General features: G+C 63.9%; 23 protein-coding genes and 2 tRNA genes. 18 read left to right on the top strand and 7 right to left on the bottom strand.

Annotated elements, in window-relative coordinates:
- Positions 1-153 precede the first annotated feature (153 nt).
- The 3 genes from lon (at position 154) to HZB49_RS10600 (ending at position 6,114) form a co-directional block, all read left to right on the top strand.
- Positions 154-2,580: an endopeptidase La gene (lon, locus tag HZB49_RS10610; protein WP_291610861.1), complete on the top strand. Its 2,427-nt coding sequence runs from the start codon at positions 154-156 to the stop codon at positions 2,578-2,580.
- Positions 2,581-3,350: 770 nt separating this feature from the next.
- Positions 3,351-3,872 (top strand): hypothetical protein, encoded by a 522-nt coding sequence (locus HZB49_RS10605; protein WP_291610859.1) that lies wholly within the window; start codon positions 3,351-3,353, stop codon positions 3,870-3,872.
- A 418-nt stretch (positions 3,873-4,290) separates the two neighbouring features.
- Complete coding sequence (locus HZB49_RS10600; protein ID WP_291610857.1) at positions 4,291-6,114, top strand: caspase family protein; 1,824 nt, start codon at positions 4,291-4,293, stop codon at positions 6,112-6,114.
- On the opposite strand, the gene HZB49_RS10595 is transcribed toward HZB49_RS10600, so the two are convergent.
- A complete protein-coding gene (locus tag HZB49_RS10595) occupies positions 6,078-6,338 on the bottom strand; it encodes a hypothetical protein (protein ID WP_291610855.1) in 261 nt (86 codons plus the stop codon). The two genes, HZB49_RS10600 and HZB49_RS10595, sit on opposite strands and share 37 nt — an antisense overlap.
- Before the next feature lie 142 nt (positions 6,339-6,480).
- On the opposite strand from HZB49_RS10595, the gene HZB49_RS10590 reads away from it, so the two are divergent.
- The 3 genes from HZB49_RS10590 (at position 6,481) to HZB49_RS10580 (ending at position 7,854) form a co-directional block, all read left to right on the top strand.
- Positions 6,481-6,557, top strand: a tRNA-Val gene (locus HZB49_RS10590).
- 149 nt (positions 6,558-6,706) lie between these two features.
- Positions 6,707-6,988, top strand: coding sequence for a hypothetical protein (locus tag HZB49_RS10585; RefSeq protein WP_291610853.1), 282 nt, complete (start codon positions 6,707-6,709; stop codon positions 6,986-6,988).
- 5 nt (positions 6,989-6,993) lie between these two features.
- The gene (locus HZB49_RS10580; protein ID WP_291610851.1) at positions 6,994-7,854 is read left to right on the top strand and encodes a methyltransferase domain-containing protein; all 861 of its coding nucleotides are present in this window, start codon (positions 6,994-6,996) and stop codon (positions 7,852-7,854) included.
- Between the two features lie 152 nt (positions 7,855-8,006).
- Here HZB49_RS10580 and pepT read toward each other — a convergent pair whose 3' ends face one another.
- Complete coding sequence (gene pepT / locus HZB49_RS10575) at positions 8,007-9,254, bottom strand: peptidase T (RefSeq protein WP_291610849.1); 1,248 nt, start codon at positions 9,252-9,254, stop codon at positions 8,007-8,009.
- 114 nt (positions 9,255-9,368) lie between these two features.
- A complete protein-coding gene (locus HZB49_RS10570; protein ID WP_291610847.1) occupies positions 9,369-9,668 on the bottom strand; it encodes an HU family DNA-binding protein in 300 nt (99 codons plus the stop codon).
- Between the two features lie 248 nt (positions 9,669-9,916).
- On the opposite strand from HZB49_RS10570, the gene HZB49_RS10565 reads away from it, so the two are divergent.
- Positions 9,917-9,993: transfer RNA gene (locus tag HZB49_RS10565), tRNA-Asp, on the top strand.
- A 101-nt stretch (positions 9,994-10,094) separates the two neighbouring features.
- Here the strand turns inward: HZB49_RS10565 and HZB49_RS10560 are convergent.
- From HZB49_RS10560 to HZB49_RS10545, 4 genes are all read right to left on the bottom strand, one after another.
- Positions 10,095-10,865 carry an outer membrane beta-barrel protein gene (locus HZB49_RS10560; RefSeq protein ID WP_291610845.1) on the bottom strand — a complete coding sequence of 257 codons (771 nt, stop codon included), beginning with the start codon at positions 10,863-10,865 and terminating at the stop codon, positions 10,095-10,097.
- A gap of 134 nt (positions 10,866-10,999) precedes the next feature.
- Entirely contained in the window at positions 11,000-11,194 is a 195-nt protein-coding gene (locus HZB49_RS10555) for a hypothetical protein (RefSeq protein WP_291610843.1), read from the bottom strand.
- Positions 11,195-11,369: 175 nt separating this feature from the next.
- A complete protein-coding gene (locus HZB49_RS10550) occupies positions 11,370-12,662 on the bottom strand; it encodes an MFS transporter (protein ID WP_291610841.1) in 1,293 nt (430 codons plus the stop codon).
- A gap of 47 nt (positions 12,663-12,709) precedes the next feature.
- Positions 12,710-13,900, bottom strand: a complete 1,191-nt coding sequence (locus HZB49_RS10545; protein WP_291610839.1) for an aromatic ring-hydroxylating dioxygenase subunit alpha — start codon at positions 13,898-13,900, stop codon at positions 12,710-12,712.
- A 154-nt stretch (positions 13,901-14,054) separates the two neighbouring features.
- Between HZB49_RS10545 and HZB49_RS10540 the strand changes: the two genes are divergently transcribed.
- The 11 genes from HZB49_RS10540 to nuoG all read left to right on the top strand — a co-directional run bounded on the left by HZB49_RS10540 (position 14,055) and on the right by nuoG (position 23,218).
- A complete protein-coding gene (locus tag HZB49_RS10540; RefSeq protein WP_291610837.1) occupies positions 14,055-14,570 on the top strand; it encodes a MarR family transcriptional regulator in 516 nt (171 codons plus the stop codon).
- A 162-nt stretch (positions 14,571-14,732) separates the two neighbouring features.
- Positions 14,733-15,098: an NADH-quinone oxidoreductase subunit A gene (locus HZB49_RS10535; protein ID WP_291610835.1), complete on the top strand. Its 366-nt coding sequence runs from the start codon at positions 14,733-14,735 to the stop codon at positions 15,096-15,098.
- Positions 15,089-15,691 (top strand): NADH-quinone oxidoreductase subunit B, encoded by a 603-nt coding sequence (locus tag HZB49_RS10530; protein WP_291610833.1) that lies wholly within the window; start codon positions 15,089-15,091, stop codon positions 15,689-15,691. The genes HZB49_RS10535 and HZB49_RS10530 overlap by 10 nt, the downstream gene beginning before the upstream one ends.
- 12 nt (positions 15,692-15,703) lie before the next feature.
- A complete protein-coding gene (locus HZB49_RS10525) occupies positions 15,704-16,315 on the top strand; it encodes an NADH-quinone oxidoreductase subunit C (protein WP_291610830.1) in 612 nt (203 codons plus the stop codon).
- Positions 16,316-16,317: 2 nt separating this feature from the next.
- Positions 16,318-17,514 carry an NADH-quinone oxidoreductase subunit D gene (locus HZB49_RS10520; protein WP_291610829.1) on the top strand — a complete coding sequence of 399 codons (1,197 nt, stop codon included), beginning with the start codon at positions 16,318-16,320 and terminating at the stop codon, positions 17,512-17,514.
- On the top strand, positions 17,514-18,461 hold the full coding sequence (locus HZB49_RS10515) for an FkbM family methyltransferase (protein ID WP_291610827.1): 948 nt from the start codon (positions 17,514-17,516) through the stop codon (positions 18,459-18,461). Before HZB49_RS10520 ends, HZB49_RS10515 begins: the two co-directional genes overlap by 1 nt.
- An 11-nt stretch (positions 18,462-18,472) precedes the next feature.
- Positions 18,473-19,084, top strand: a complete 612-nt coding sequence (nuoE, locus tag HZB49_RS10510; RefSeq protein ID WP_291610825.1) for an NADH-quinone oxidoreductase subunit NuoE — start codon at positions 18,473-18,475, stop codon at positions 19,082-19,084.
- Positions 19,081-19,296, top strand: a complete 216-nt coding sequence (locus HZB49_RS10505; protein WP_291610823.1) for a hypothetical protein — start codon at positions 19,081-19,083, stop codon at positions 19,294-19,296. Before nuoE ends, HZB49_RS10505 begins: the two co-directional genes overlap by 4 nt.
- Before the next feature lie 19 nt (positions 19,297-19,315).
- Positions 19,316-20,641, top strand: coding sequence for an NADH-quinone oxidoreductase subunit NuoF (nuoF, locus tag HZB49_RS10500; RefSeq protein ID WP_291610821.1), 1,326 nt, complete (start codon positions 19,316-19,318; stop codon positions 20,639-20,641).
- A 7-nt stretch (positions 20,642-20,648) separates the two neighbouring features.
- Positions 20,649-21,137: a hypothetical protein gene (locus tag HZB49_RS10495; protein WP_291610819.1), complete on the top strand. Its 489-nt coding sequence runs from the start codon at positions 20,649-20,651 to the stop codon at positions 21,135-21,137.
- Positions 21,138-21,142: 5 nt separating this feature from the next.
- Positions 21,143-23,218 carry an NADH-quinone oxidoreductase subunit NuoG gene (nuoG, locus tag HZB49_RS10490; RefSeq protein ID WP_291610817.1) on the top strand — a complete coding sequence of 692 codons (2,076 nt, stop codon included), beginning with the start codon at positions 21,143-21,145 and terminating at the stop codon, positions 23,216-23,218.
- Positions 23,219-23,226: the final 8 nt, after the last annotated feature.

Below are 23,226 nucleotides of genomic sequence, written 5' to 3'. Positions count from 1 at the left end.
CGGTGGCGAAGCTCATACCTTGAGATTCGTCATCTACTACGACCCGGACATGAGGTTCTCTAGGGATCAAATGCACCGGCAATCCGGCACCTTGTGGCGGTTGCGCTGACGGCGGACTGCGTGCAAGGGGGCACAACAAAAGGAAGTAAGGCCATGACGACCTCCAAACCCCGGCCAACTATCGTCCCCGGCGAAACGCACGCCTATCCCGTGCTGCCGCTGCGCGACATCGTCGTTTTCCCGCACAACATCGTCCCGCTCTTCGTCGGCCGCGAAAAATCGATCCGCGCGCTCGAAGAGGTGATGAAGAACGATGCGCTGGTGATGCTCGCGACGCAGAAGAATGCGTCCGACGACGATCCGGCGCCTGATGCGATTTACGAGACCGGAACGCTTGCCAGCGTGTTGCAGCTGCTGAAGCTTCCCGATGGTACCGTGAAGGTGCTGGTCGAAGGGCTCGCGCGCGCCCGCGTCGAGAAATACACCGACCGCTCCGAATACTACGAGGCGACTGCGGTCGCGCTCGCCGACACCGACGCCGAGTCCGTCGAGGCGGAAGCGCTGGCCCGCTCGGTGGTGTCCGATTTCGAGAGCTATGTGAAGCTCAACAAGAAGATCTCCGCCGAAGTCGTCGGCGTGGTGCAGTCGATCACCGATTTCGGCAAGCTGGGCGACACCGTCGCCTCGCACCTCGCAGTGAAGATCGCCGATCGCCAGGGTATCCTGGAGACGCTGTCGGTCACCCAGCGCCTCGAGAAGGTGCTCGGGCTGATGGAGAGCGAGATCTCGGTGCTGCAGGTCGAGAAGCGCATCCGCTCGCGCGTCAAGCGCCAGATGGAGAAGACCCAGCGCGAGTATTACCTCAATGAGCAGATGAAGGCGATCCAGAAGGAACTCGGCGACGACGAGGGCCGGGACGAGCTCGCCGATCTCGAGGAGAAGATCGCCAAGACCAAGCTGTCGAAGGAAGCGCGCGAGAAGGCACAGCATGAGCTGAAGAAGCTGCGCCAGATGTCGCCGATGTCCGCGGAAGCGACCGTGGTGCGCAACTATCTCGACTGGCTGCTGTCGATCCCGTGGAACAAGAAGTCCAAGGTCAAGAAGGATCTGGAGCAGGCGCAGTCCGTTCTGGACGCCGATCACTATGGGCTCGAGAAGGTCAAGGACCGCATCGTCGAGTATCTCGCGGTGCAGACGCGCGCCAACAAGCTGACCGGACCGATCCTGTGCCTGGTCGGGCCTCCCGGCGTCGGCAAAACCTCGCTCGGCAAGTCGATCGCGAAGGCGACGGGGCGCGAGTTCGTGCGCGTCTCGCTCGGCGGCGTGCGCGACGAGGCCGAGATCCGCGGTCACCGCCGCACCTATATCGGCTCGATGCCCGGCAAGGTCATCCAGTCGATGCGCAAGGCCAAGACCTCGAACCCGCTGTTCCTGCTGGACGAGATCGACAAGATGGGCGCCGATTTCCGCGGCGATCCGTCCTCGGCGCTGCTCGAGGTGCTGGACCCCGAGCAGAACTCGACCTTCAACGACCACTATCTCGAGGTCGACTATGATCTCTCCAACGTCATGTTCATCACGACCGCGAATACGCTGAATATTCCGGGCCCGCTGATGGACCGCATGGAGATCATCCGCATCGCCGGCTACACCGAGAACGAGAAGGTCGAGATCGCGCGCAAGCACCTGATCCCGAACGCCGTCTCCAAGCACGGTCTGGACTCGAAGGAGTTCTCGATCGACGACGACGCGCTGCTGCTGATGATCCGCCGCTACACCCGCGAGGCGGGCGTGCGTAACCTGGAGCGTGAGCTCTCCACACTCGCCCGCAAGGCGGTGAAGGAGCTGATGATCTCCAAGAAGAAGTCGGTGAAGGTGACCGGGAAGACTCTGGAAGAGTTCCTCGGCGTGCCGAAGTACCGCTATGGCGAGATCGAAACCGACGACCAGGTCGGCATCGTCACGGGCCTGGCCTGGACCGATGTCGGCGGCGAGCTGCTGACGATCGAAGGCGTCATGATGCCCGGCAAGGGCAAGATGACGGTCACCGGCAACCTGCGCGACGTCATGAAGGAATCGATCTCGGCGGCGGCATCCTTTGTCCGCTCCCGGGCGATCACCTATGGCATCGAGCCGCCGATGTTCGACCGGCGCGACATCCACGTCCACGTGCCCGAGGGGGCGACCCCGAAGGACGGCCCGTCGGCCGGCGTCGCCATGGCCACCGCGATCATCTCGGTCATGACCGGCATTCCGGTCCGCCACGATGTCGCGATGACCGGCGAGATCACGCTGCGCGGCCGCGTGCTGCCGATCGGCGGCCTCAAGGAGAAGCTGCTGGCGGCTGCCCGCGGCGGCATCAAGACGGTGCTGATCCCCGAGGACAATGCCAAGGATCTCACGGAGATTTCCGATGCGATCAAGGGCGGCCTCGAGATCATCCCGGTCGCGCGCCTCGACGAGGTGGTTGCCAAGGCGCTGGTCCGCGTGCCCGCGCCGATCGTCTGGGAAGAGGACACCAAGGTCGCCGTCAAGCCCGACGGCGGCGACGAAGCCTCCGGCGGCCTGACCGCGCACTGAGCGGCAAGGCGATGCAAATCTGACGGAAGCGGCGCCCCTCGGGCGCCGTTTCTATTTGAGCATGATCCGGACCCGAAGTGCCTCGTTAGCGCAAAGTGTGAAGCGGTTTTCCGAAAGATCATGCTCAAGCAACAATCCAAAGCGCGATCACGTGCTTTGACCCGCCGCTGTGGCAGGCGAAGCGAGCGGCGAAGGCGAGCGCATCCTCGCCAACGCCATCGAGGAGTCGTCACGGTGCCGATGGCGCGTTGGTGCCGCTGACTGAGGGCAGCACCAGGCCGATTGCGTTGAGGGTGCAGCATGCGGGCATCGTCCGGGTGTGGCCCTACGCTTTCAGCATGCCGTGACCTTCCTGGTGTCCGGTTTCGGGCGTAGTGCGGAAGTCGCACTTCCGGGCCGAGGAGGACCGCTGTTGACCCTGAGCGGACATTCGCACACCCCCTGACGGGGCTATGTCTCCGCTACGGTCGGCCGTCAGCATGCCGGCGGGACGAGACCACGTCAAACCAACTTGACTTGCTTTGCAAACGCGCCGTTCCGAAGGCTGCAGTCACAGGGCTGCTCTGGCGTTGCAGTCGCCGGGGACATTGACAGCGGCACAAGGGGTGGCTCCTGGCTCTCAGAGCCGGCCTCCCGTCGGACTGTTTTTACACGGCCAAGACCCGAAGCTGACATTGCCCAAGGCCCTTCGCATTGGCGCCGAGGGAACAAGAAAGTTGAGCTTGCGACCGTGAATGCTATCGTGGTCGTGTGTCAGCAGGAGGAAGCCCTTGCCAGTATTCATTGCCGTAATCATGGTAGTTCTTTTGAGTATGACAGGCGCAAGCGCAGCCCCTCGTCAGCTCTACGGCAAGGGAATTGAGATCCAGTACAGCGTGACAGCGACGATGGAAACTCCGCGAGGCCCTCGCAGCGGAAGTTCGAAGGTTAGTCGTACGATCTATGTCAGCAGTACCGGACGGCTTTTCGAACGCGGCACCGTCTCGGGACAGCCAGGCGGCACCACCGTTTCCGAAAACGCTCCGGATGCAGCGACCAATAAAGCAGGCGAGGCGCGGGGGATGTCATTCCGCGGGAACGAGCTTGTCGCTCACGTTGCTTATGCATCCGGCGCGGGGCAGATGACCATCCGTTTTGACCCGGCCTTCTCGACTTGCGAAGGATCGGTAAGGTTTGGGAGCGAGGGAGGCAAGGCCATCTATCGGCGAGTCAACGGGGAAGTCCGTCAGCTCACCTCGCTGCAAGCATCGAGCGTGTCGTGCAGGGTAACGGCGGGCAATCCATTGCAATAACAGGACAGCTCTGTGGAAGGACCCATTGCCCCCGGCCGCGACCGATTCCGGGCGCCCACGATTCCATATCGAAACGAGCGCGTCGCAGGCGGAGGGGTTCTAGGCGTCGAGGACCTCAACGTCCCAGCCTGTCGTCGCAATCATTTCATGTCGCCTTGTGGCCCTTAGCTGACCTGATCTCTGGCATCACCGACGTCGGCTCGTCGACCTAAAGCGGACGTCGCTGCGATCATGGGCTCGTCACCCGATCTTGCCTGCAGGATCGCCTGCCGGCAGCGCACGCTTCCGGTCATCGTCATCCCAATCACCGCCTATGGTGCAGTCGCGAAACTGCGCCATGGGACGTGACCAACCTCACAGAAAAGACCGCCGCCGGCGCTTGAAATGACCCTGCTCTGGGTGCGATCTTGGGACTGCAATGGGCGTGCTTCGCAACATCGGGTTGGGGCTGCTGCTGGCGATCTGGTGCTTCATGGGAAGTCCGGCGCTCGCAGAGAAGCGGGTTGCCCTGATCATCGGCAATTCCTCTTATGACAAGGTGGCCCGGCTTCCCAACCCCGCCAATGACGCGGCCCTGGTGGCCGAGACCCTGAAGACGGCGGGCTTCGACGATGTCAGTCTCCGCCGCGACCTCAAGATCGCTGACATGCGACGGGCTCTGCGCGACTTCGTAGACAAGTCCCGCGATGCCGACGTTGCTGTCATCTACTATGCAGGTCATGGCATCGAGGTCGACGGCGTGAACTACCTTGTTCCGGTCGACGCCGTCCTGGAGCGAGACATCGACATCTACGACGAGGCGATGTCGTTAGAGCGCGTCCTGGTGTCGGTCGAGCCCGCCAAGAAGCTGCGGCTGGTGATCCTCGATGCGTGCCGGGACAGCCCCTTCACAAGGTCGATGAAGCGTACGCTTGCCGCTCGCGCCATCGGTCGAGGCCTGGCCAAGGTCGAGCCGACCAGCCCGAACACCCTGATTGCGTTTGCCTCGAAGGCGGGCTCGACTGCATCTGATGGCGACGGCAAGAACAGCCCGTTCACGAAGGCGCTGGTGAACCATGTCGTCAAACCAGGTCTCGACCTGCGTCGAGCCTTCGGCTACGTCCGCGACGACGTCCTGAAGAACACCGGAAACAAGCAGGAGCCCTACGTTTACGGCTCTCTGGGCGGCGATGACGTTCCGCTGGTTGCGGCGAAGCCCGCTGCCACGGGGCCGCAAGCTGATCCTCAGTCATCAGTTCGGCGCGACTACGAGCTGGCGCTCCAGATCGGCACGAGGGACGTTTGGACCGCGTTCCTCGCGCAGTATCCCGAGGGCTTCTACGCGAGCCTAGCGAAGGGACAGTTGGCACGGATCGCGGCCGAAGAGACAAGGGTCGCAGCCGTAGAGAAAGCTCGTCTCGCCGAACAGGAGAAGGCACGCCTGGCGGCCGAAGGCGCAAGGCAAGCGGAGCAGGCCAAGGCCGCCGCTGCTGCGAAGGCGGCCGAAGAGGCCCGCATCGCGGCGGAGAAGGCGAAGCAGGTCGAACAGGAAAAGGCTGCTGCTGCCGAGAAGGCGAGAGTCGCCGAACAGGAGAAGGCACGAATTCTGGCGGACAAAGCCAGGCAGGCCGAGGAGGCGCAGGCCGCCCTCGATCTGGCGCGGTTGGCAGCCGGGAAGCCTGCAGAAGAGAAGAAGCAGGTCGCGGCCGTGGCACCGGCAGACCCGCAGGATAAGCCTGCTGTCGATCTCCCGCGCGCGCTACAGATCGAACTGCGCCGGGTCGGCTGCAGCACCGGCACGGTGGATGGTAACTGGAACGCGGCGTCGCAGAAGGCCCTCGACCTCTTCATCAAGCACTCAGGTATGAAGCTGGACGTCAAGATAGCGAGCATTGACGCGCTGGACGCCGTGAAGGGCAAGGCGGGGCGCATCTGCCCGCTGATCTGCGATCATGGCTTCAAGGCCGACGGCGACCGCTGCTCAAAGATCACCTGCCGCAGAGGCTACGAGGTCGGCGATGACAACACCTGCGAGAAGATAGAGGTGAAGAAACCCACGGCGAAGCGCGAGGAGCCGAACGCTGCCCGGCAGCAAGCGGAGCGGCCGAATGCGGCTCCGCCCAAACCGCAAGCGGCTACGCAGTATGTCTGCGGCCAAGGAGGTTGCAGACCGGTCCAAAAAGGATGTCGCCTGGTTTACGACGGCAAGTACGGCGGCAACGCCGGCTACGTCCCTCCCATGAACCGGGAAGTCTGCGACTGACCGATCCCGGACTGCATCGTCACGAATGTCATCTTTTCGCCAGCGCTCGACTGCGTGTTCAGCGTGAACTGGTAGGCGGCGATGGGCACCCCGCTGGTGCCCGGCGAGACGCCGTGCTCGGCCGCCCCACCGAAGGCGAACACACCATCGGCGACCTCGCCGACCGGGCGGCGCAGGCAGGTATCGACGCGCCGCTTCTGGTAGCTGCCCGGTGCAGTCTGCACGCCTACGAGAGGACCCGTGGCTGATGCCCGGCGGCGGCAAAGCGACGCAAATATGACGAAAACGGCGTCCCTCGGGGTGCCGTTCTTGCGTTGTTTGCCGCGCTTGCGCTGGCCCGCACGGCAGCGCTAAACAGGAAGGCGAGGGCGGCTAGCTCAGCTGGTTAGAGCATCTCGTTTACACCGAGAGGGTCTGCGGTTCGAATCCGTAGCCGCCCACCAGCCTTTGCCCTTCGGGCTACGGCTCGGCGAGCCGGAGATCGCAGGGCGAGGGCTGTCGCGCCGAAGTCGCGTAGCGACGAAGACGGACCGTTACCGTAGCGTTTGGATTTTCTGAGCCGAGCGCGACGAAAATGATCGGGAGCATGCGCATGAGAGTTGTCGCCGCTGCAGTGATCGCCGTCTTCCTGGCCGGTCCGGCATTCGCGCAGGAAAAACCCATTCCCAAATACGGCGAAGTGCCCAAGGACAAGACGCTGGAAGAAAAACGCCAGGAAAGGGAAGCCGAGGACAGATACAAGCGTTCGCTCGGCAACATTCCGGCGCAAAAAGACGTCGATCCCTGGGGCAATGTGCGCAGCGACAATTCGGCGAAGCCGGAAGCCAAGGCGCCGGCCGCCAAGAAGACCAGGACGGGGACGAGTTCGAATTGAGCGCGATGAGCTTGCCTGAAGGCCATGACCGCAACGCCGATCAGATCGCATTCTGGAACGGGGTTGCCGGCCGGCACTGGACCGAGCGCCAGTCCGTGCAGGACGTGCTGCTCGCGCCGGTCACGGAGCGGCTGATCGCGCGCATCGGCGCGCAGGCCGGCCAGCGCATCCTCGACATCGGCTGCGGCACCGGCGCCATCGCCATCGAGCTGGCCCGACAGGTCGGGCCGTCCGGCCATGTGCTCGGCATCGATATTTCCGTGCCGATGCTGGAGCGCGCGCGCCAGCTGACGCCCAGGGAGGCGCCGGCCGATTACGTGCTGGCCGACGCTACCGTCTATCCCTTCGATCCCCAGAGCTTCGATCAGGCGGTGTCGCGCTTCGGCGTGATGTTCTTCGCCGATCCCGTGCTGTCGTTCCGGAACCTGCGCACGGCGCTGCGGCCGAATGGAAGGCTCGCCTTCGCGTGCTGGCGCGAGCCGCGCGAGAATGGCTGGATGATGGCGCCGCTGATGGCGGTCTACAGGCACGTGCCGAAGATGCCGCAGCTCGGACCGGAAGATCCCGGACCGTTCGCATTCGCCGATGAAGCGCGGGTGAAGCGAATCCTTGGCGAGGCCGGCTTCACCGACATTGCGATGGAAGCCTGTCCGCTCACCTTCGACATCGCCGCCGGCCGGGGGCTGGAAGCCGCCGTGCAGGGCGCGCTCGAGATCGGGCCGGCCAGCCGTGCCCTGGAGGGGCACCCGCCCGAGGTGGTTGCCGCCGCCATCCAGTCGATCCGCGATGCGCTCGCGCCCTTCGCCAAGGGGGACGCGGTGCTGCTCCCGGGCGCGATCTGGATCGTCACTGCGCGCGCTTCCTAGCGCATGATCCGGAAAAGTGTGAAGCGGTTTTCCGAAAAGATCATGCGCAAACAATAACCTAGAGCGCGATGACGTTTCGTCCCAATATCATCGCGCTTTAGGCCCCATTCTACTTTGCATGGGGTTGTTTTCGCGATTTTGCGTTTGGCCCCTTATGCCCGCTCTTCCCAGATCATCGCCAGATGCACGATGGTCTCTGCCGCCTTCTCCATGTCCTGCCGGCTCACCCATTCCAGGCGCGAGTGGAAGGCGTGCTCGCCGGCGAAGATGTTGGGGCAGGGCAGGCCCAGGGCCGACAGCCGCGAGCCGTCGGTGCCGCCGCGGATCGAGGATTTCACCGGCGTCAGCCCGGCGCGGCGGATCGCCTCGATCGCGTAGTCGACGATCTCGGGGTGACGGTCGATCACCCCCTTCATGTTGCGGTATTGCGGCTTGACCTCGATCCGGTACGTGGAGCGCGGATAGTCCTTCATCACGTCCTGGACGATGGATTGAAGCAGCGCTTCCTTCTGCTTCAGGCCCTGCTCGGTGAAGTCGCGCACGATGAGATCGATAGTTGCGCTCTCCAGCGCGCCGTCGATGCCGGTCGGATGCAGAAAGCCTTCGCGGCCTTCGGTGGTTTCCGGCGAGCAGGTGTCCTTCGGCAGGCGGTCGACGATGGCGGAGGCAATCTTGATCGCATGCTCCATCCGGCCCTTGGCGAAGCCGGGATGGGCGCTGACGCCCTGGATGGTGATCCTGGCGCCGTCGGCGGAAAAGGTCTCGTCCTCGATGGTGCCGGCGGTCTCGCCGTCCATCGTATAGGCGAAGTCGGCGCCGAGCTTCTTCAGATCGGCCTTGTCGACGCCGCGGCCGATCTCCTCGTCCGGCGTGAACAGGATCTTGATCGTGCCGTGCCGGATGCCGGGGTTCCGGATCAGGAACTCGGCCGCATCCATGATCTCGGCAATGCCGGCCTTGTTGTCGGCGCCGAGCAGCGTCGTGCCGTCGGTGGTGACGATGTCATGGCCGATCTGGTTGGCCAATTCCGGATGCTCGGCGACGCGGATCACCTGCGTCGGATCCGCCGGCAGCACGATGTCGCCGCCGCGGTAGTTCTTCACCATCTGCGGCTTGACGTTGGCGCCGCTGCAGTCGGGGGAGGTGTCCATGTGCGAGCAGAAGCAGATCACCGGGACCTTCTTCGACGTGTTCGCCGGAATGGTCGCATAGACATAACCGTGCTCGTCGAGATGGGCGTCGGCGAGCCCCATGGCCTTCAGCTCGGCGGCAAGCAGGCGGCCGAGGTTTTTCTGCTTCTCGGTCGAAGGGCAGGTGGCGGATGCCGGATCCGACTGGGTGTCGATCACGACATAGCGCAGGAAACGTTCGGTGACGTTGTGCTTGAAATCGAGGGCCATGAAATCCGCTTGGCGCGTGGGAGTGAGGGCGGGCCTGTATAGCAAGACAGCGCCATTCCGGGGGCCGCAATCGCGAGCCGGAATGACGCTGTCTTGATGATTGCAGCGAGCCGGTCAGATGGCTTCCTGCAGTTCCTTGGAGGGGCGGAACGCGACCTTCTTGCTCGCCTTGATGGGAACGGGTTCGCCGGTGGCGGGGTTGCGGCCCATGCGGGCGGCGCGCCGGCGCACGCGCAGGATGCCGAGGCCGACGATGCGGACGCGCTCGCCCTTCTTGAGATGCCGTGTGATCCGGCTGACCAGGTCGGTGAGAATGGCCTCGGCCTGCTTCTTCGACATGTCCTGGCCGTCGGCAATCTCCGCTGCCAGGTGCTTCAGCGTGACGGTGGTTGGGCTAGCTGCTTTTTTCGCCATGTCGGCGTTCCCTCGGGACGGCCTGTAGCGCCGGCCGGAACAGGCTTGCGGCGATCGAGCCAAATCAGGCCTTATTTGATTCGGGGCAGGGCTGACCATGCTGTTTCGGCCTGAAAAGGCCGGACTTTGTGCCGCGCCCGCCGCCCAGATCACCCTTCCGGTGCAGGGGTTTGCAACTTGCCTTGACTAAGCGGGGGGACGCCTTTATGCCCTCGATCCTGCGCGGATCGAGCTGAATTCGGCAATTCGCGGGAGTAGCTCAGTTGGTTAGAGCGCCGCCCTGTCACGGCGGAGGCCGCGGGTTCGAGTCCCGTCTCTCGCGCCATTCCGATCAGAGCCCGGCATCGACATTCATCAAGGCACCGGCAACGAAAAAGCCCCGATTATACGGGGCTTTGAAGTCGCTTTGGTCGGAACCGGATGCGGTCAGTACTTCGCCACGACCGGCCCGCCGAACCGGTAGTTCACCCGAACCGTTCCGATATCGACATCTTGGCCAATGCGATGCGTGCTGGTCGCTGCAATCGGGGCAAACGCCGGGGTTGAGTTCAACCGAACATCGCTTCGCCCCATGAACAGATGATCGTATTCGAGGGCAACCGACCAGTTTGGTGCGAAGCCAAATTCGACGCCTGCGCCGACCGCGCCACCCCACCGGGTTTCGGAGCCGGCAAAAGTCGACACGCCGGTCGCAGTGACCTGAATGTCATACTTGTCGCGGACGACGGCCGCGCCGCCTTTCACATAAAACAGGACGGAATTCACGGCATAACCGATCTGGCCGGTAAACAGGCCGAACGCATCGATCTTGCTGACATCGGTGACGCCGCCGCCAAACGCCGAGGTATTGGCGTTGCTGCCCCTGAAGTTCGCCCAGTTACCCTGCGCTTCCACGCCGAATACCCAGTTGGTCGCCTGCCAGCGATAGCCGACCTGTCCGCCGGCAGTGCCGCCGGTTGCGTTGTGACAGCCTTCTGCCTGGATCGGATTAACGGCCGCGCCGAAAAATTCCACCAAATCCCAGCACTTGCGGGAGGAGCCGCCACCGCCATTGATACCGACATAGAAGCCGGTCCAGTTGTAGACGGAGATCACAGGCGCCGGCACCTTGGTGTAGGGCCTCGCGGCCAAATCGGCTGCCGAAGCGGACGTTGCACCCAACACCGCCGCGCTGAGTCCAAGAACTATCTTCCTCATCAACCGGCCCTCGGATCAAAATTTGCAGCAGCATACCGTCGGGCGCGAGGTTCCGCTGTGGCTGAAACGCTTCAGCCGCCAACAAAAAAGCCGCCCGAAGGCGGCCGTTTTCGTTGCGTGAGAAGGCGTTGGTCTTACTGGACCTTGGAAATGTCCGAGCTGGTGACGACCACCGGCTTGCCGGCCTTCACGACGTGAGCGGTCTGGGAATAATCAGCATTGGTACGGGCGGAAATACCGAGCGCGGCCACCGCAATACCGGCCACGAGCGCGACGACCACAATCTTCAGGTGGGTCGCCTTGTCCGCTGAATGAATGGAGTGGTTCATCTAAGCCTCCCGACGGACTGTGCCGCCTCTATGGCTCAAACACGTACTCCCCCTCTGTTTCAGGATCGTTTCGCGATTCCGGCAAAATGGTTTCATCCGGCCGGTTTTTCGGGCCGTTTCGCCGGGTTTTCGCTAGGGGTCGGCCGCTTGCCGGCGTCTGGATACCGTTACCGGCTCAATCCGCCCGCTTGATGTCGCTCCGGATCCAGCGCGCCGCGACCACGAAAAGTAGCGCCCCCAGCATGGTCGTCACTGCCGTCGACAGCAGCGAATAGCGCACCGCCTGGGCGCCGAAGTCGGCCTTCAGGACATCGTTCAGCGCGCCCACCACCAGCGGGCCGACGCCCTGGCCGAAGCAGGTCGCAGAAAGCAGGATGATGGCGGACGCCAGCGCCCGCATGCTGGGACGTGCCACCGTCTGGGCGATCGCAAAGATCGGCCCGAGATGGAAGCCGACCAGGAACGAGCCCAGCGCCAGTGCCGCGACCATCGCGGCGAAGCTGTTCGTCATGAAGCAGACCGCGAACACCGGACCGGCAAGGCCCGACATGGTCGCCGGCGCCCACAATTTCCAGCGGTCATCGCGTTGGCTGATCTGCGCAACCACGAGGCCGCCGATCAAGGTGCCGGCCATGCCGCACAAACCCTTGAAGGTGCCGGCATAGGTGCCGATCTCCGCGCTGCTCAGATGATGCACGCGGGCGAGGAAGGGCGGGATCCACACCGCCGTCGCGTAGTTGGTGAAGGTGGTCAGCCAAAAGCCGATCAGCACGATGAGAAAGGTGCGCGACGTGACGAGAAAGCGCAGCGTGGGACCAAGCGTTTCCGGCGTGAAGGTCTCGGCCTGCGCGCCGCGCCTCGGCTCCGACACCGTCAGCCACAACACCGCGGCGAGCGCGATGCCGGGCAGGCCTGCCGCGAAGAAGGCCGTTCGCCAGCCATAGTGCTGGTTGACGTAGCCGCCGATGAAATAGCCGAGGAAGACGCCGAGATAGGTGCCGATGGCGTAGATGCCGAGCGCACGCGGGCGTTCGTTCTTGTTGAAGAGATCGGCGATCATCGACTGCGAGGCGGGCGTGCCTGCGGACTCGCCGATGCCGACGCCGATCCTGGCCAGCGTCATCATGGTGACGTTCTGTGCCATGCCGCAGAAGCACGTCATCGCGCTCCAGAACGCAAAGGCGATCGCGACGATGTTGAGGCGGTTGATGCGGTCGGCGATGCGCGCGATCGGAATGCCGCAGATCGAGTAGAACAGCACGAAGCCGAAGCCCGCGAGCAGGCCCATCATGGTGTCGCTCAGCGCGAACTCCTTTTTGATCGGCTCGATCAGAACGTTGAAAATGGTGCGGTCGAGAAAGTTGAGGGCGTAGACGATCGTGAGTAGCCCAAGCACGTAATAGCGCGTGGGCGAGGGTTTTGCGGCAGCGTCGGATCGGGTGACAGCCTGCGGCGCGACATCGACCATGGTTCTTCCCCCAAACGATTCTTGTTTTCTGGCTTTTGCGGGCGCCGTTACGCCTCGCGTATGAAATTCCCCGCCTCGAATTCGACCGGCGGCACGTTCGGATCGAACGACACGCCGATGGGGTCGCGCCCCGCGGCCAGCGCTTCCAGCTGGTCCTTCAGCATGCGGCGGATCATCACGATGCCGCGGTCACTCTGACTAAAATGCTCTTCCGAATGGATGGTCACCATGCCCTGGCCGACCTGCGCCTCGTAGTCGCCGGGAAATTGCTGGTGTTCGACTTCGGTCATGTCCCACCAGAATTTTCCGTTGAACTTCGAGCGCATGCGGGAGATGTCGCCGGCATTGCGCACGCGGCCGGCGACATAGATGCGGAACGAGGTATCGTCGATCGGCAGGGTCCAGCCGATGGATTCGACACGGGCGAATTGCGCCACCCGCGGATTGGGCACGACGCGGAGCGTGGGGAGGGCCGCCTCGGTGACGCGATAGAAGACCGTTCCGTTGTCCTGATTGCGGATCGAGCGCACGGTGACGCCGCGCGGCGACATCTCGAATCTCACCTCGGGCATCGAGGCCATTATGTTGGTGAACTGCGGTCCGCTGAACGAGCCGTGCAGCACCGGCACGTGGTAGGGATCGACCACGTTCTCGAAATGCTGCAGCCAGTTGCAGGGGATGATCGCGGGTCCGCCGCCGCCGATCGACGAGTCGTCCGCCTCGACGAACTCGTCCTCGTCCATCGTCTCCAGGCAGTCGTAGCGCGGCAGCACAGGCTTCTTATCGGCCGGGCCCATATAGGCGAAGATCAACCCGTAGCGCTCCTCGACGGGGTACCAGGGCTGGCGGACCTTGTCCTTGAACAGGCCGCCGTCGGGCTCGCAGGGCTGCTCGAGGCAGTTGCCTTCGATGTCGAATTTCCAGCCGTGGTAGCAGCAGCGGATACCGTCGTCCTCGACCTTGCCGTAATACAGCGTGGTGCCGCGGTGGCAGCAGCGCGCGTGCAGGAGGCCGGGATTGCCCTTGCCATCGCGGAAAAGGATCAGATCCTCGCCGAGCACCCGCACTTTTCTGGGGATATCGGTGGCGTCACCCACGAGCCCAACGGGGTGCCAGTAGCGCCGCATCAACTCACCCATCGGGGTACCGCGGCCGACCGATGTCAGCTCGGTCCGGGTCGAGGGCTCGCGCAGGGCGTAGGCCGTGCCGAGGTCGCGATCACGCTGGGTGATAGTCATGGCGTTCCTCCCCGCCGCGGTCTTTTCTGCCGCAGTCGTTGCTTTGCTTTCGGCACTAAATGTCATATTGATGACAAAGTCAACGATCTCCTCCTTGAGGCTCGGCAGAACCTGGAGGCTTGGCAGAAGCAGGCTTTGTTGGCAGAGCTTTGCCATGGGCCGGAAGCCGAAACAGACCGATCTGCCGAAGGGTGGGGCGGAGCAGGGTGGGGAACTCGCCCCGATCACCGCGATGATGTCGTCGCGGCTGATGGTGCTCGCCAACCTGCTCAAGCGCGGGGCGATGTTGCGCTACAAGCGCACGGCCGGACTTTCCTCGGTGGAATATGGCCTTGTCGCCAATCTGGGCCGACACCCGCCGATGAGCGTGGTCCGGCTTGCCGAGGCGGTCGGCCTCGACAAGGGGCAGATCAGTCGTGCGCTCGCCGACCTGGTGTCTCGCAAGCTCGTCGCCAAGGCGGTCAATCCTCGGGATAACAGGGAGGTGCTGATATCGCTGACCAAGGCCGGTCTCGCCGCCCATGACGCCATCGTGGCCGGTGGGCAGGAGCGCAACCGGCGGCTCCTTGCGGAACTCAGTGAAGCCGAGGTGGCGATGCTGCTCGACCATATCGATCGGCTGACCGAGAAGGCCGTCCGCATGCTCGCCGACGAGCGTGACCTCGGCTGACACGGACGCAGCTTTTGGGGGCCGGGTTGACCGCGGCGAGGCGGGAAAAAGCGTCAAAATTGCTTGCCTTGCGCGCCCTGTTGCGCTGCGCTAAGCCTCAAGAACAATTCCAATCAACGAATCTGTGGCCAAGGCGCGAGGCCGCGGGAAAAGGCGTGGCCGATGACCGGCATCCTGCAGAATTATCTACCCCTTGTCGTATTCATCGGGGTCGCGAGCCTGATCGGGCTGGCGCTTCTGATCGCCCCGTTCCTGGTCGCCTATCAGCAGCCCGACCCGGAAAAGCTCTCCGCCTATGAATGCGGATTCAACGCTTTTGACGACGCGCGCATGAAGTTCGACGTCCGCTTCTATCTGGTGGCGATCCTCTTCATCATCTTCGACCTCGAAGTGGCCTTCCTGTTCCCGTGGGCGGTGGCGTTCGGAAAGCTGGGTGCGACCGGCTTCTGGTCGATGTTCGTATTCCTCGCCGTCCTCACCGTCGGCTTTGCCTATGAATGGAAGAAAGGCGCGCTCGAATGGGATTGAGCCCGACCGCCGAGTCCTCTCTGGTAACCTCCTCTCCGGCGATTGCGCCGGCGCCGAAGGGCATTCTCGATCCCGCCACCGGCAAGCCGGTCGGTGCGAGCGATCCGTTTTTTCTCGAGGTCAATCACGAACTCTCCGACAAGGGCTTCTTCGTCGCCGCCGCCGACGATCTGATCACCTGGGCGCGCACGGGCTCGCTGATGTGGATGACCTTCGGTCTGGCCTGCTGCGCGGTCGAGATGATGCAGGTGTCGATGCCGCGCTATGACGTCGAGCGCTTCGGCTTCGCCCCGCGCGCCTCGCCCCGGCAGTCCGACGTGATGATCGTCGCGGGCACGCTGACCAACAAGATGGCCCCTGCGCTGCGCAAGGTCTACGACCAGATGCCGGAGCCGCGCTACGTCATCTCGATGGGCTCCTGCGCCAATGGCGGCGGCTACTATCACTACTCCTACTCGGTGGTGCGCGGCTGCGACCGCATCGTGCCCGTCGACGTCTACGTGCCCGGCTGTCCGCCCACCGCGGAAGCGCTGCTCTACGGCGTGCTGCTGCTGCAGAAGAAGATCCGGCGCATCGGCACCATCGAACGCTAAGGTTTTTTGATCATGGACGACGGCAAGCTCGACGCCCTTGGGCAGACGATTGTTAGCGCGCTCGGCGGCGCCGCCACCGGCCATTCGATGGCGTTCGGCCAGCTCACCATCGACGTGAAAGCGGAGAAGATCGTCGAGGTCGTGAAATATCTGCGCGACGATCCGGCCTGCCGCTTCGTCAACATCACCGACGTCACCGCGGTGGACTATCCCGGCCGCGGGAAGCGCTTCGACGTCGTCTACCATCTGCTGTCGCCGACGCTGAACGCGCGTATTCGCCTGCGTGCGGAAGCCGACGAGACCACGCAGGTGCCGTCGATCATCGACGTCTTTCCGGGCGCCGACTGGTTCGAGCGCGAGACCTACGACCTCTACGGCGTGATCTTCACCGGCCATCCCGACATGCGCCGCCTGCTGACCGATTACGGTTTCGACGGCCATCCGCTGCGCAAGGACTTTCCGCTCACCGGCTTTGTCGAGGTGCGTTACGACGACCAGGAAAAGCGGGTGCTGTACGAGCCGGTGCGGCTCAACCAGGAATTCCGCAAGTTCGATTTCCTCTCGCCCTGGGAAGGTGCCGACTATCCGCTGCCCGGCGACGAGAAGGCGGAGCCGAAGGCCTGACCATGAATGAACAGCCTCAGAATCTGCGTAACTTCACCATCAACTTTGGGCCTCAACATCCTGCAGCCCATGGCGTTTTGCGTCTCGTGCTGGAGCTCGATGGCGAAGTCGTTGCCCGCGTCGACCCCCATATCGGCCTGCTTCATCGCGGCACTGAAAAGCTGATCGAGCAGAAGACCTATCTGCAGGCGATCCCCTATTTCGACCGGCTCGACTACGTCGCGCCGATGAACCAGGAGCACGCTTTCTGCCTTGCGGCGGAAAAGCTGCTTGGCATCAAGGTGCCGCGCCGCGGCCAGTTGATCCGCGTGCTCTATTCCGAGATCGGGCGCATCCTGTCGCATCTGCTTAACGTCACGACGCAGGCGATGGACGTCGGCGCGCTGACCCCGCCGCTGTGGGGTTTCGAAGAGCGCGAGAAGCTGATGGTGTTCTACGAGCGCGCCTCCGGCTCGCGCATGCATGCGGCGTTCTTCCGCGTCGGCGGCGTGCATCAGGATCTGCCGCCGAAACTGATCGACGACATCGAGGCATGGTGCGAACCGTTCCTGCAGGTGGTTGCCGACCTCGAGACGCTGCTGACGGGAAACCGCATTTTCAAGCAGCGCAACGTCGACATCGGCGTCGTCACGCTGAAGGAAGCCTGGGAGTGGGGCTTTTCGGGCGTCATGGTGCGCGGCTCGGGCGCGGCGTGGGACCTGCGCAAGGCGCAGCCCTACGAATGCTACGACGAGATGGATTTCGACATCCCGATCGGCAAGAACGGCGATTGCTACGATCGCTACTGCATCCGCATGGAAGAGATGCGCCAGTCCGTGCGCATCATGAGGCAGTGCATCCGGAAACTCCGCGAGCCCGAAGGGCAGGGGCCGGTCGTCGTCGAGGACAACAAGATCGCGCCGCCCCGCCGCGGCGATATGAAGCGCTCGATGGAAGCGCTGATCCATCACTTCAAGCTCTATACCGAAGGCGTCCACGTGCCGGCCGGCGAGGTCTATGCCGCGGTGGAGGCGCCGAAGGGAGAGTTCGGCGTCTATCTGGTCTCCGACGGCACCAACAAGCCCTACAAGTGCAAGATCCGCGCACCGGGCTTCGCGCATCTGCAGGCGATGGACCACATCTGCAGGGGCCATCTGCTAGCCGACGTCTCCGCCATCCTCGGCTCGCTCGATATCGTGTTCGGAGAGGTCGATCGGTGATGGCGATCCCGCCCATCCAGTTTGATCGGGCTTCGGGCGTGCTGGAAGGCGCGAACGCGTGGGAGCGCCTTGCGGCGGTGGCGCTCACGCTGGGATCCAAGATTTCGTCGAACTTCTCGCATCGCGGCTACAACAGCTGCGCCAATCTGCTGCGCAGGACGCTTCCCGAGCGCGACATCGCGATCAGGTTGAACGAGGATGCCACCTTCGCCTTTCCCTATGGCGACGGCTACTGGAGCAAGCTGCTCAACCGCACCTTTTCCTACGAGGACGAACTCGACCTGCTGTTCCGCGCGTCCGCCGACGTCGATTACACGCTGCTCGATTGCGGTGCCAATTACGGCTACTGGTCGGTGCTGGTCTCGAGCAAGCCGTACGGCTCGCACCGGGCGATCGCGATCGAGCCGTCCTCGGCGAATTTCGCCAAGCTTGCCAACAATGCCGGGATCAACAACAACCGCTTCGACGCGATGAAGTGCGCGATCGGCGCCGCGCGCGGCACGGCGCGTCTCTCCGGCACCAAGCACGAGGCGCTGAGCATCGCGGGCGGCCAGGAGGAGGGCGAGGAGGTGCCCGTCATCGCGCTCGACAATCTCCTCGACGACGGCAAGGTTGCTTCCGGCGGCAAGTTCCTGATCAAGCTCGACGTCGAGGGCGTCGAGATCGAGGCGATCAAGGGCGGCACCCGGCTCCTGAAGGAGGACAGCGTGCTTCTCGCGGAGGAGCACGGCAACGACCCCAAACATACCGTCTCGCGATTTATTCTGGAGCAAACTCCTCTCAAGCTGATCGTCTATGATCCCAGCAGCAATCGCATGGAGACCGTGACCGAGCTGTCGATTCTCGACCGCATCAAGGTTTCTTCCCACGTCGGCTACAACGTGTTCGGCACCGCAAGTGCGTTCTGGCAGGACCGCATCCACGCGCTGAATGCACGCTTGCAATGAAAGACTGAACAATGTCCGTCCGCCGTCTTGCCCCGAAGGAACTGCAACCCGCGAGCTTTGCGTTTACGGACGAGAATCTCGCCTGGGCGAAGCAACAGATCGCGAAGTATCCGCCGGGCCGGCAGGCCTCGGCCGTGATCGCCATTCTCTGGCGCGTCCAGGAACAGCACGAGGGTTGGGTGTCGGAAGCTGCGATCCGCGCAGTCGCCGACCTCCTGGAGATGCCCTATATCCGCGTGCTCGAGGTGGCGACCTTCTACACGATGTTCCAGCTGGCACCCGTGGGCAAGAAGGCGCATGTGCAGGTTTGCGGCACCACCCCGTGCCGGCTGCGCGGCGCGGGCGAGATCATCGAGGTCTGCCAGCATCGTATCCATCATGAGCCCTTCCACCTCTCCAAGGACGGCAATTTCAGCTGGGAGGAAGTGGAATGCCTGGGCGCCTGCGTGAATGCGCCGATGGTGTTGATCTGGAAGGATACCTACGAGGACCTGACGAAGGAAAGCTTCGGCAAGGTGCTGGACGGCTTTGCGTCGGGCAATCCGCCAAAGCCCGGGCCGCAGATCGACCGTCAGCTCTCGGCGCCGGTGGGCGGACCGACCACGCTGAAGGAAGTGACATGAAGCGGGCGCGCGCAATCGCGATTGCAAGGACTGGGGAGGTCGCTGCGATGAAGAACTGGCGCTACATCGGCCTGCATGCCGTGGTGGCCGCGGCATTCATCTTCCTGCTGCAGCGCTACGCTCTCAGCGCCACGCTGGAATCGAGCCTGTTGTGGGCCTTGACCTTCGGCGGATGCGCCGCGGGGCTCGCTTACTCCCAGGTCAACCGTTGATGTTCGGAAAGCTGTAGGCATGCTCGACGACAAGGACCGCATCTTCAAGAATCTCTACGGCCTCCACGACTGGGGGCTCGAGGGCGCGCGGCGCCGCGGCGCCTGGGACGGCACCAAGGGGATCATCGACAAAGGCCGCGACTGGATCATCAACGAGATGAAGGCCTCCGGGTTGCGCGGCCGCGGCGGCGCCGGTTTCCCGACCGGGCTGAAATGGTCGTTCATGCCCAAGGAATCGACCGACGGGCGCCCGAGCTACCTCGTCGTCAATGCCGACGAGTCCGAGCCCGGCACCTGCAAGGATCGCGAGATCATGCGGCACGATCCGCATCTCCTGGTCGAGGGCTGCCTGCTCGCGAGCTTCGCGATGGGCGCTCATGCCTGCTACATCTATGTTCGCGGCGAGTTCATCCGCGAGCGCGAGCGCCTGCAGGCCGCAATCGATCAGGCCTATGACGCCAGGCTGGTCGGCAAGGACAATGTCAACGGCTGGCCGTTCGACATCTATGTCGCCCACGGCGCCGGCGCCTATATCTGCGGCGAGGAAACCGCGCTGCTGGAAAGCCTCGAAGGCAAGAAGGGCCAGCCGCGGCTGAAGCCGCCGTTCCCGGCCAATGTCGGCCTCTATGGCTGCCCGACCACCGTCAACAATGTCGAGTCGATTGCGGTTGCGCCCGACATCCTGCGGCGCGGTGCGGCGTGGTTCGCCTCGATCGGCCGGCCCAACAATGTCGGCACGAAGCTGTTCTGCATCTCCGGCCATGTCGAGCGCCCCTGCAACGTCGAGGAGGCGATGGGGCTGCCGTTCCGCGAGCTGATCGAGCGGCACTGCGGCGGCATCCGCGGCGGCTGGGACAACCTCAAGGCCGTGATCCCCGGCGGCTCGTCGGTGCGCATGGTGCCGGCCGAGCAGATCATCGACACGCCGATGGATTTCGACAGTCTCGGCAAGCTGCGCTCCGGCCTCGGCACCGCGGCCGTGATCGTGATGGACAAGTCGACCGACCTGATCCGGGCGATCGCGCGCATCTCCTATTTCTACAAGCACGAGAGCTGCGGCCAGTGCACGCCGTGCCGCGAGGGCACGGGATGGATGTGGCGCGTGCTCACCCGCATGGCCGAAGGCCGCGCGCACAAGCGCGAGATCGACATGCTGCTCGAAGTGACTAGGCAGGTCGAGGGCCACACCATCTGCGCGCTCGGCGACGCCGCGGCCTGGCCGATCCAGGGCCTGATCGCGCATTTCCGTCACGAAATTGAGGAACGCATCGCAGAGTATTCGCACAAGGCCGATATCGACGACATCGGAGTGCGTGATCCCGTCAACATGGTTGCGGCGGAGTAGGGCCAAGATGTCGCAACCGGCCACTTTCTGGCAGAAATACGGGACGCTCGCGCAGATGGCGCAGGCGGCCGTGGCGCTGCTCGGCTTTGTTGCGATCCTTTTCCAGATCAACGAGATCCGTTTCAACAACCGCGCCGCCAGCGCGCGGCAGGCATTCCTTGGCTATACCGATCTCGCGTTCAAGAACCCGAAATTTGCCCAGCCCGATTTCGACGCGATCAAGACGGCGAGCCGCGACGAGCGCGTGCAGTACGAGACCTTCGTGACCTATTTCCTCTACGCCTGCGAGGAAGCCATTTCCGCCTTCGCCAGCCGCGGTGAATGGCAGGCCTCGTGCGACTACGATCTGCGGCCGCATCTGCCGTTCCTCTGCGAGAAGAACAGTGCGGAGCCCGCTTATCTCTCGACCTACGGCGCCGACACCCAGCAATGGGTCAGGAGCGCAATGAAGACCGCGGCCGTTGCGCCGCCCGATTGCAAGCTGCGAAAGACGTAAAGCCGATGACCAAACTCATCATCGACGGCAAAGAGATCGACGTTCCCGCTGAGTACACGCTGTTGCAGGCGTGCGAGGCCGCGGGCGCCGAAATCCCGCGCTTCTGCTACCACGAGCGGCTGTCGATCGCCGGCAACTGCCGGATGTGCCTCGTCGAGGTGAAGGGCGGCCCGAAGCCCGTCGCAAGCTGCGCCTGGGGCGTGCGCGACTGCCGTCCCGGTCCCAAGGGCGAGCCGCCGGAAATCTCGACCCGCTCGCCGATGGTGAAGAAGGCGCGCGAAGGCGTGATGGAGTTCCTGCTGATCAACCATCCGCTGGACTGCCCGATCTGCGACCAGGGCGGCGAGTGCGACTTGCAGGACCAGGCGATGGGCTATGGCGTGGACACCAGCCGCTTCGCCGAGAACAAGCGCGCGGTCGAGGACAAATACCTCGGTGCGCTGGTCAAGACCTCGATGAACCGCTGCATCCAGTGCACGCGCTGCGTCCGCTTCTCGGCGGAAGTCTGCGGTACCCCGGAAATGGGCGCCACCGGCCGCGGCGAAGACATGGAGATCACCACCTATCTCGAGCAGGCGCTGACCTCGGAGCTGCAAGGCAATCTCGTGGACATCTGTCCGGTCGGTGCGCTTACCTCGAAGCCCTATGCGTTCGCGGCGCGTCCGTGGGAGCTCGGCAAGACGCAGTCGGTGGACGTCATGGACGGCGTCGGCTCGGCGATCCGGGTCGACACCCGCGGCCGCGAGGTGATGCGCATCCTGCCGCGCATCAACGAGGCCGTGAACGAGGAGTGGATCTCCGACAAGACCCGCCACGTCGTCGACGGCCTGCGCACGCAGCGCCTCGACCGGCCCTATATTCGCGAGAACGGCAAGCTCCGCCCGGCCTCCTGGCAGGAAGCCTTTGCGGCGATCACGGCCAAGGCCGGACACATCCATGGCAACCGCATCGGCGCCATCGCCGGTGACCTCGCGGCGGTGGAAGAAATGTTCGCGCTGAAGGAGCTGCTGGCGAAATTCGGCTCGACCAATCTGGCCGTGCAGGGCGGCGAAGCGTTCGACGCCAAGGCCGGCCGCGGCTCCTACATCTTCAATCCGACCATTGCGGGCATCGAGCAGGCCGATGCGCTGCTGATCGTCGGCTCCAATCCGCGCCGTGAAGGCACGCTGCTCAATGCGCGCATCCGCAAGCGCTGGCGCACCGGCCAGCTCAAGGTCGGCGTGATCGGCCCGAAGGCCGACCTCACCTATGACTACGACCATATCGGCGCGGGCACGGACTCGCTGAACGATCTCGCCGCGGGCAAGCATTCGTTCGCCGAGGTGCTGAAGAACGCGAAGCATCCGATCGTGCTGGTCGGCGCTGCGGGCCTTGTGCGTTCCGACGGCGCCGCCGTGCTGTCGCTCGCCGCAAAGCTCGCGCTCGACATCGGGGCGCTCAAGGATGGCTGGAACGGTTTTGGCGTGCTGCAGGATACGGCATCCCGCGTCGGCGCGCTCGATATCGGCTTCGCGGCCACTGGCGGCGGGCTGTCGATCGCGCAGATGACGACGTTCGGCGCCATCGACGTGTTGTTCCTGCTCGGCGCGGACGAAACCAAGGTGCCGGACGGTACATTCGTGGTCTATATCGGCACCCACGGCGACCGCGGCGCGCATCGCGCCGACGTGATCCTGCCGGGCGCGGCCTACACCGAAAAGTCCGGCATCTACGTCAACACCGAGGGCAGGGCGCAGATGGCCAACCGCGCCGGCTTCCCGCCGGGCGAGGCGCGCGAGGACTGGGCGATCGTCCGCGCGCTGTCGGACGTGCTGGGCAGGAAGCTGCCCTATGACTCGCTGGCGCAGCTGCGTCAGGCGATCTTCAAGGCAGCGCCGCACTTGATGCGGATCGACCAGATCGAGCCCGGCAAGGCTGACGACGTCAAGGCGCTCGCCGGCAAAGGCGGCAGCGTCGACAAGGCGGCGTTCAAGCCGGCTATCGAGGATTTCTATATGACCAACCCGATCGCGCGGGCATCGGCGGTGATGGCGGAATGTTCGCGCCTCGCCTCCGGCCAGATGCTGACGGCAGCGGAGTGAGCGTGCGA

Origin of the sequence: Bradyrhizobium sp. (assembly GCF_016219575.1) — a bacterium.
In the GTDB taxonomy this organism is placed as follows: Bacteria; Pseudomonadota; Alphaproteobacteria; order Rhizobiales; family Xanthobacteraceae; genus Bradyrhizobium.
Note: the sequence above shows the minus strand (reverse complement) of the source record. Positions and strands in the feature narration are given on the sequence as shown.

What these genes read in the sequence shown, in the direction of transcription:
- lon (WP_291610861.1), top strand. Translation starts at nt 154, where the DNA reads ATGACGACCTCCAAACCCCGGCCAACTATCGTCCCCGGCGAAACGCAC.
- HZB49_RS10600 (WP_291610857.1), top strand. Translation starts at nt 4,291, where the DNA reads ATGGGCGTGCTTCGCAACATCGGGTTGGGGCTGCTGCTGGCGATCTGG.
- HZB49_RS10585 (WP_291610853.1), top strand. Translation starts at nt 6,707, where the DNA reads ATGAGAGTTGTCGCCGCTGCAGTGATCGCCGTCTTCCTGGCCGGTCCG.
- HZB49_RS10580 (WP_291610851.1), top strand. Translation starts at nt 6,994, where the DNA reads ATGAGCTTGCCTGAAGGCCATGACCGCAACGCCGATCAGATCGCATTC.
- pepT (WP_291610849.1), bottom strand. Translation starts at nt 9,254, where the DNA reads ATGGCCCTCGATTTCAAGCACAACGTCACCGAACGTTTCCTGCGCTAT.
- HZB49_RS10570 (WP_291610847.1), bottom strand. Translation starts at nt 9,668, where the DNA reads ATGGCGAAAAAAGCAGCTAGCCCAACCACCGTCACGCTGAAGCACCTG.
- HZB49_RS10560 (WP_291610845.1), bottom strand. Translation starts at nt 10,865, where the DNA reads ATGAGGAAGATAGTTCTTGGACTCAGCGCGGCGGTGTTGGGTGCAACG.
- HZB49_RS10555 (WP_291610843.1), bottom strand. Translation starts at nt 11,194, where the DNA reads ATGAACCACTCCATTCATTCAGCGGACAAGGCGACCCACCTGAAGATT.
- HZB49_RS10550 (WP_291610841.1), bottom strand. Translation starts at nt 12,662, where the DNA reads ATGGTCGATGTCGCGCCGCAGGCTGTCACCCGATCCGACGCTGCCGCA.
- HZB49_RS10545 (WP_291610839.1), bottom strand. Translation starts at nt 13,900, where the DNA reads ATGACTATCACCCAGCGTGATCGCGACCTCGGCACGGCCTACGCCCTG.
- HZB49_RS10540 (WP_291610837.1), top strand. Translation starts at nt 14,055, where the DNA reads ATGGGCCGGAAGCCGAAACAGACCGATCTGCCGAAGGGTGGGGCGGAG.
- HZB49_RS10535 (WP_291610835.1), top strand. Translation starts at nt 14,733, where the DNA reads ATGACCGGCATCCTGCAGAATTATCTACCCCTTGTCGTATTCATCGGG.
- HZB49_RS10530 (WP_291610833.1), top strand. Translation starts at nt 15,089, where the DNA reads ATGGGATTGAGCCCGACCGCCGAGTCCTCTCTGGTAACCTCCTCTCCG.
- HZB49_RS10525 (WP_291610830.1), top strand. Translation starts at nt 15,704, where the DNA reads ATGGACGACGGCAAGCTCGACGCCCTTGGGCAGACGATTGTTAGCGCG.
- HZB49_RS10520 (WP_291610829.1), top strand. Translation starts at nt 16,318, where the DNA reads ATGAATGAACAGCCTCAGAATCTGCGTAACTTCACCATCAACTTTGGG.
- HZB49_RS10515 (WP_291610827.1), top strand. Translation starts at nt 17,514, where the DNA reads ATGGCGATCCCGCCCATCCAGTTTGATCGGGCTTCGGGCGTGCTGGAA.
- nuoE (WP_291610825.1), top strand. Translation starts at nt 18,473, where the DNA reads ATGTCCGTCCGCCGTCTTGCCCCGAAGGAACTGCAACCCGCGAGCTTT.
- HZB49_RS10505 (WP_291610823.1), top strand. Translation starts at nt 19,081, where the DNA reads ATGAAGCGGGCGCGCGCAATCGCGATTGCAAGGACTGGGGAGGTCGCT.
- nuoF (WP_291610821.1), top strand. Translation starts at nt 19,316, where the DNA reads ATGCTCGACGACAAGGACCGCATCTTCAAGAATCTCTACGGCCTCCAC.
- HZB49_RS10495 (WP_291610819.1), top strand. Translation starts at nt 20,649, where the DNA reads ATGTCGCAACCGGCCACTTTCTGGCAGAAATACGGGACGCTCGCGCAG.
- nuoG (WP_291610817.1), top strand. Translation starts at nt 21,143, where the DNA reads ATGACCAAACTCATCATCGACGGCAAAGAGATCGACGTTCCCGCTGAG.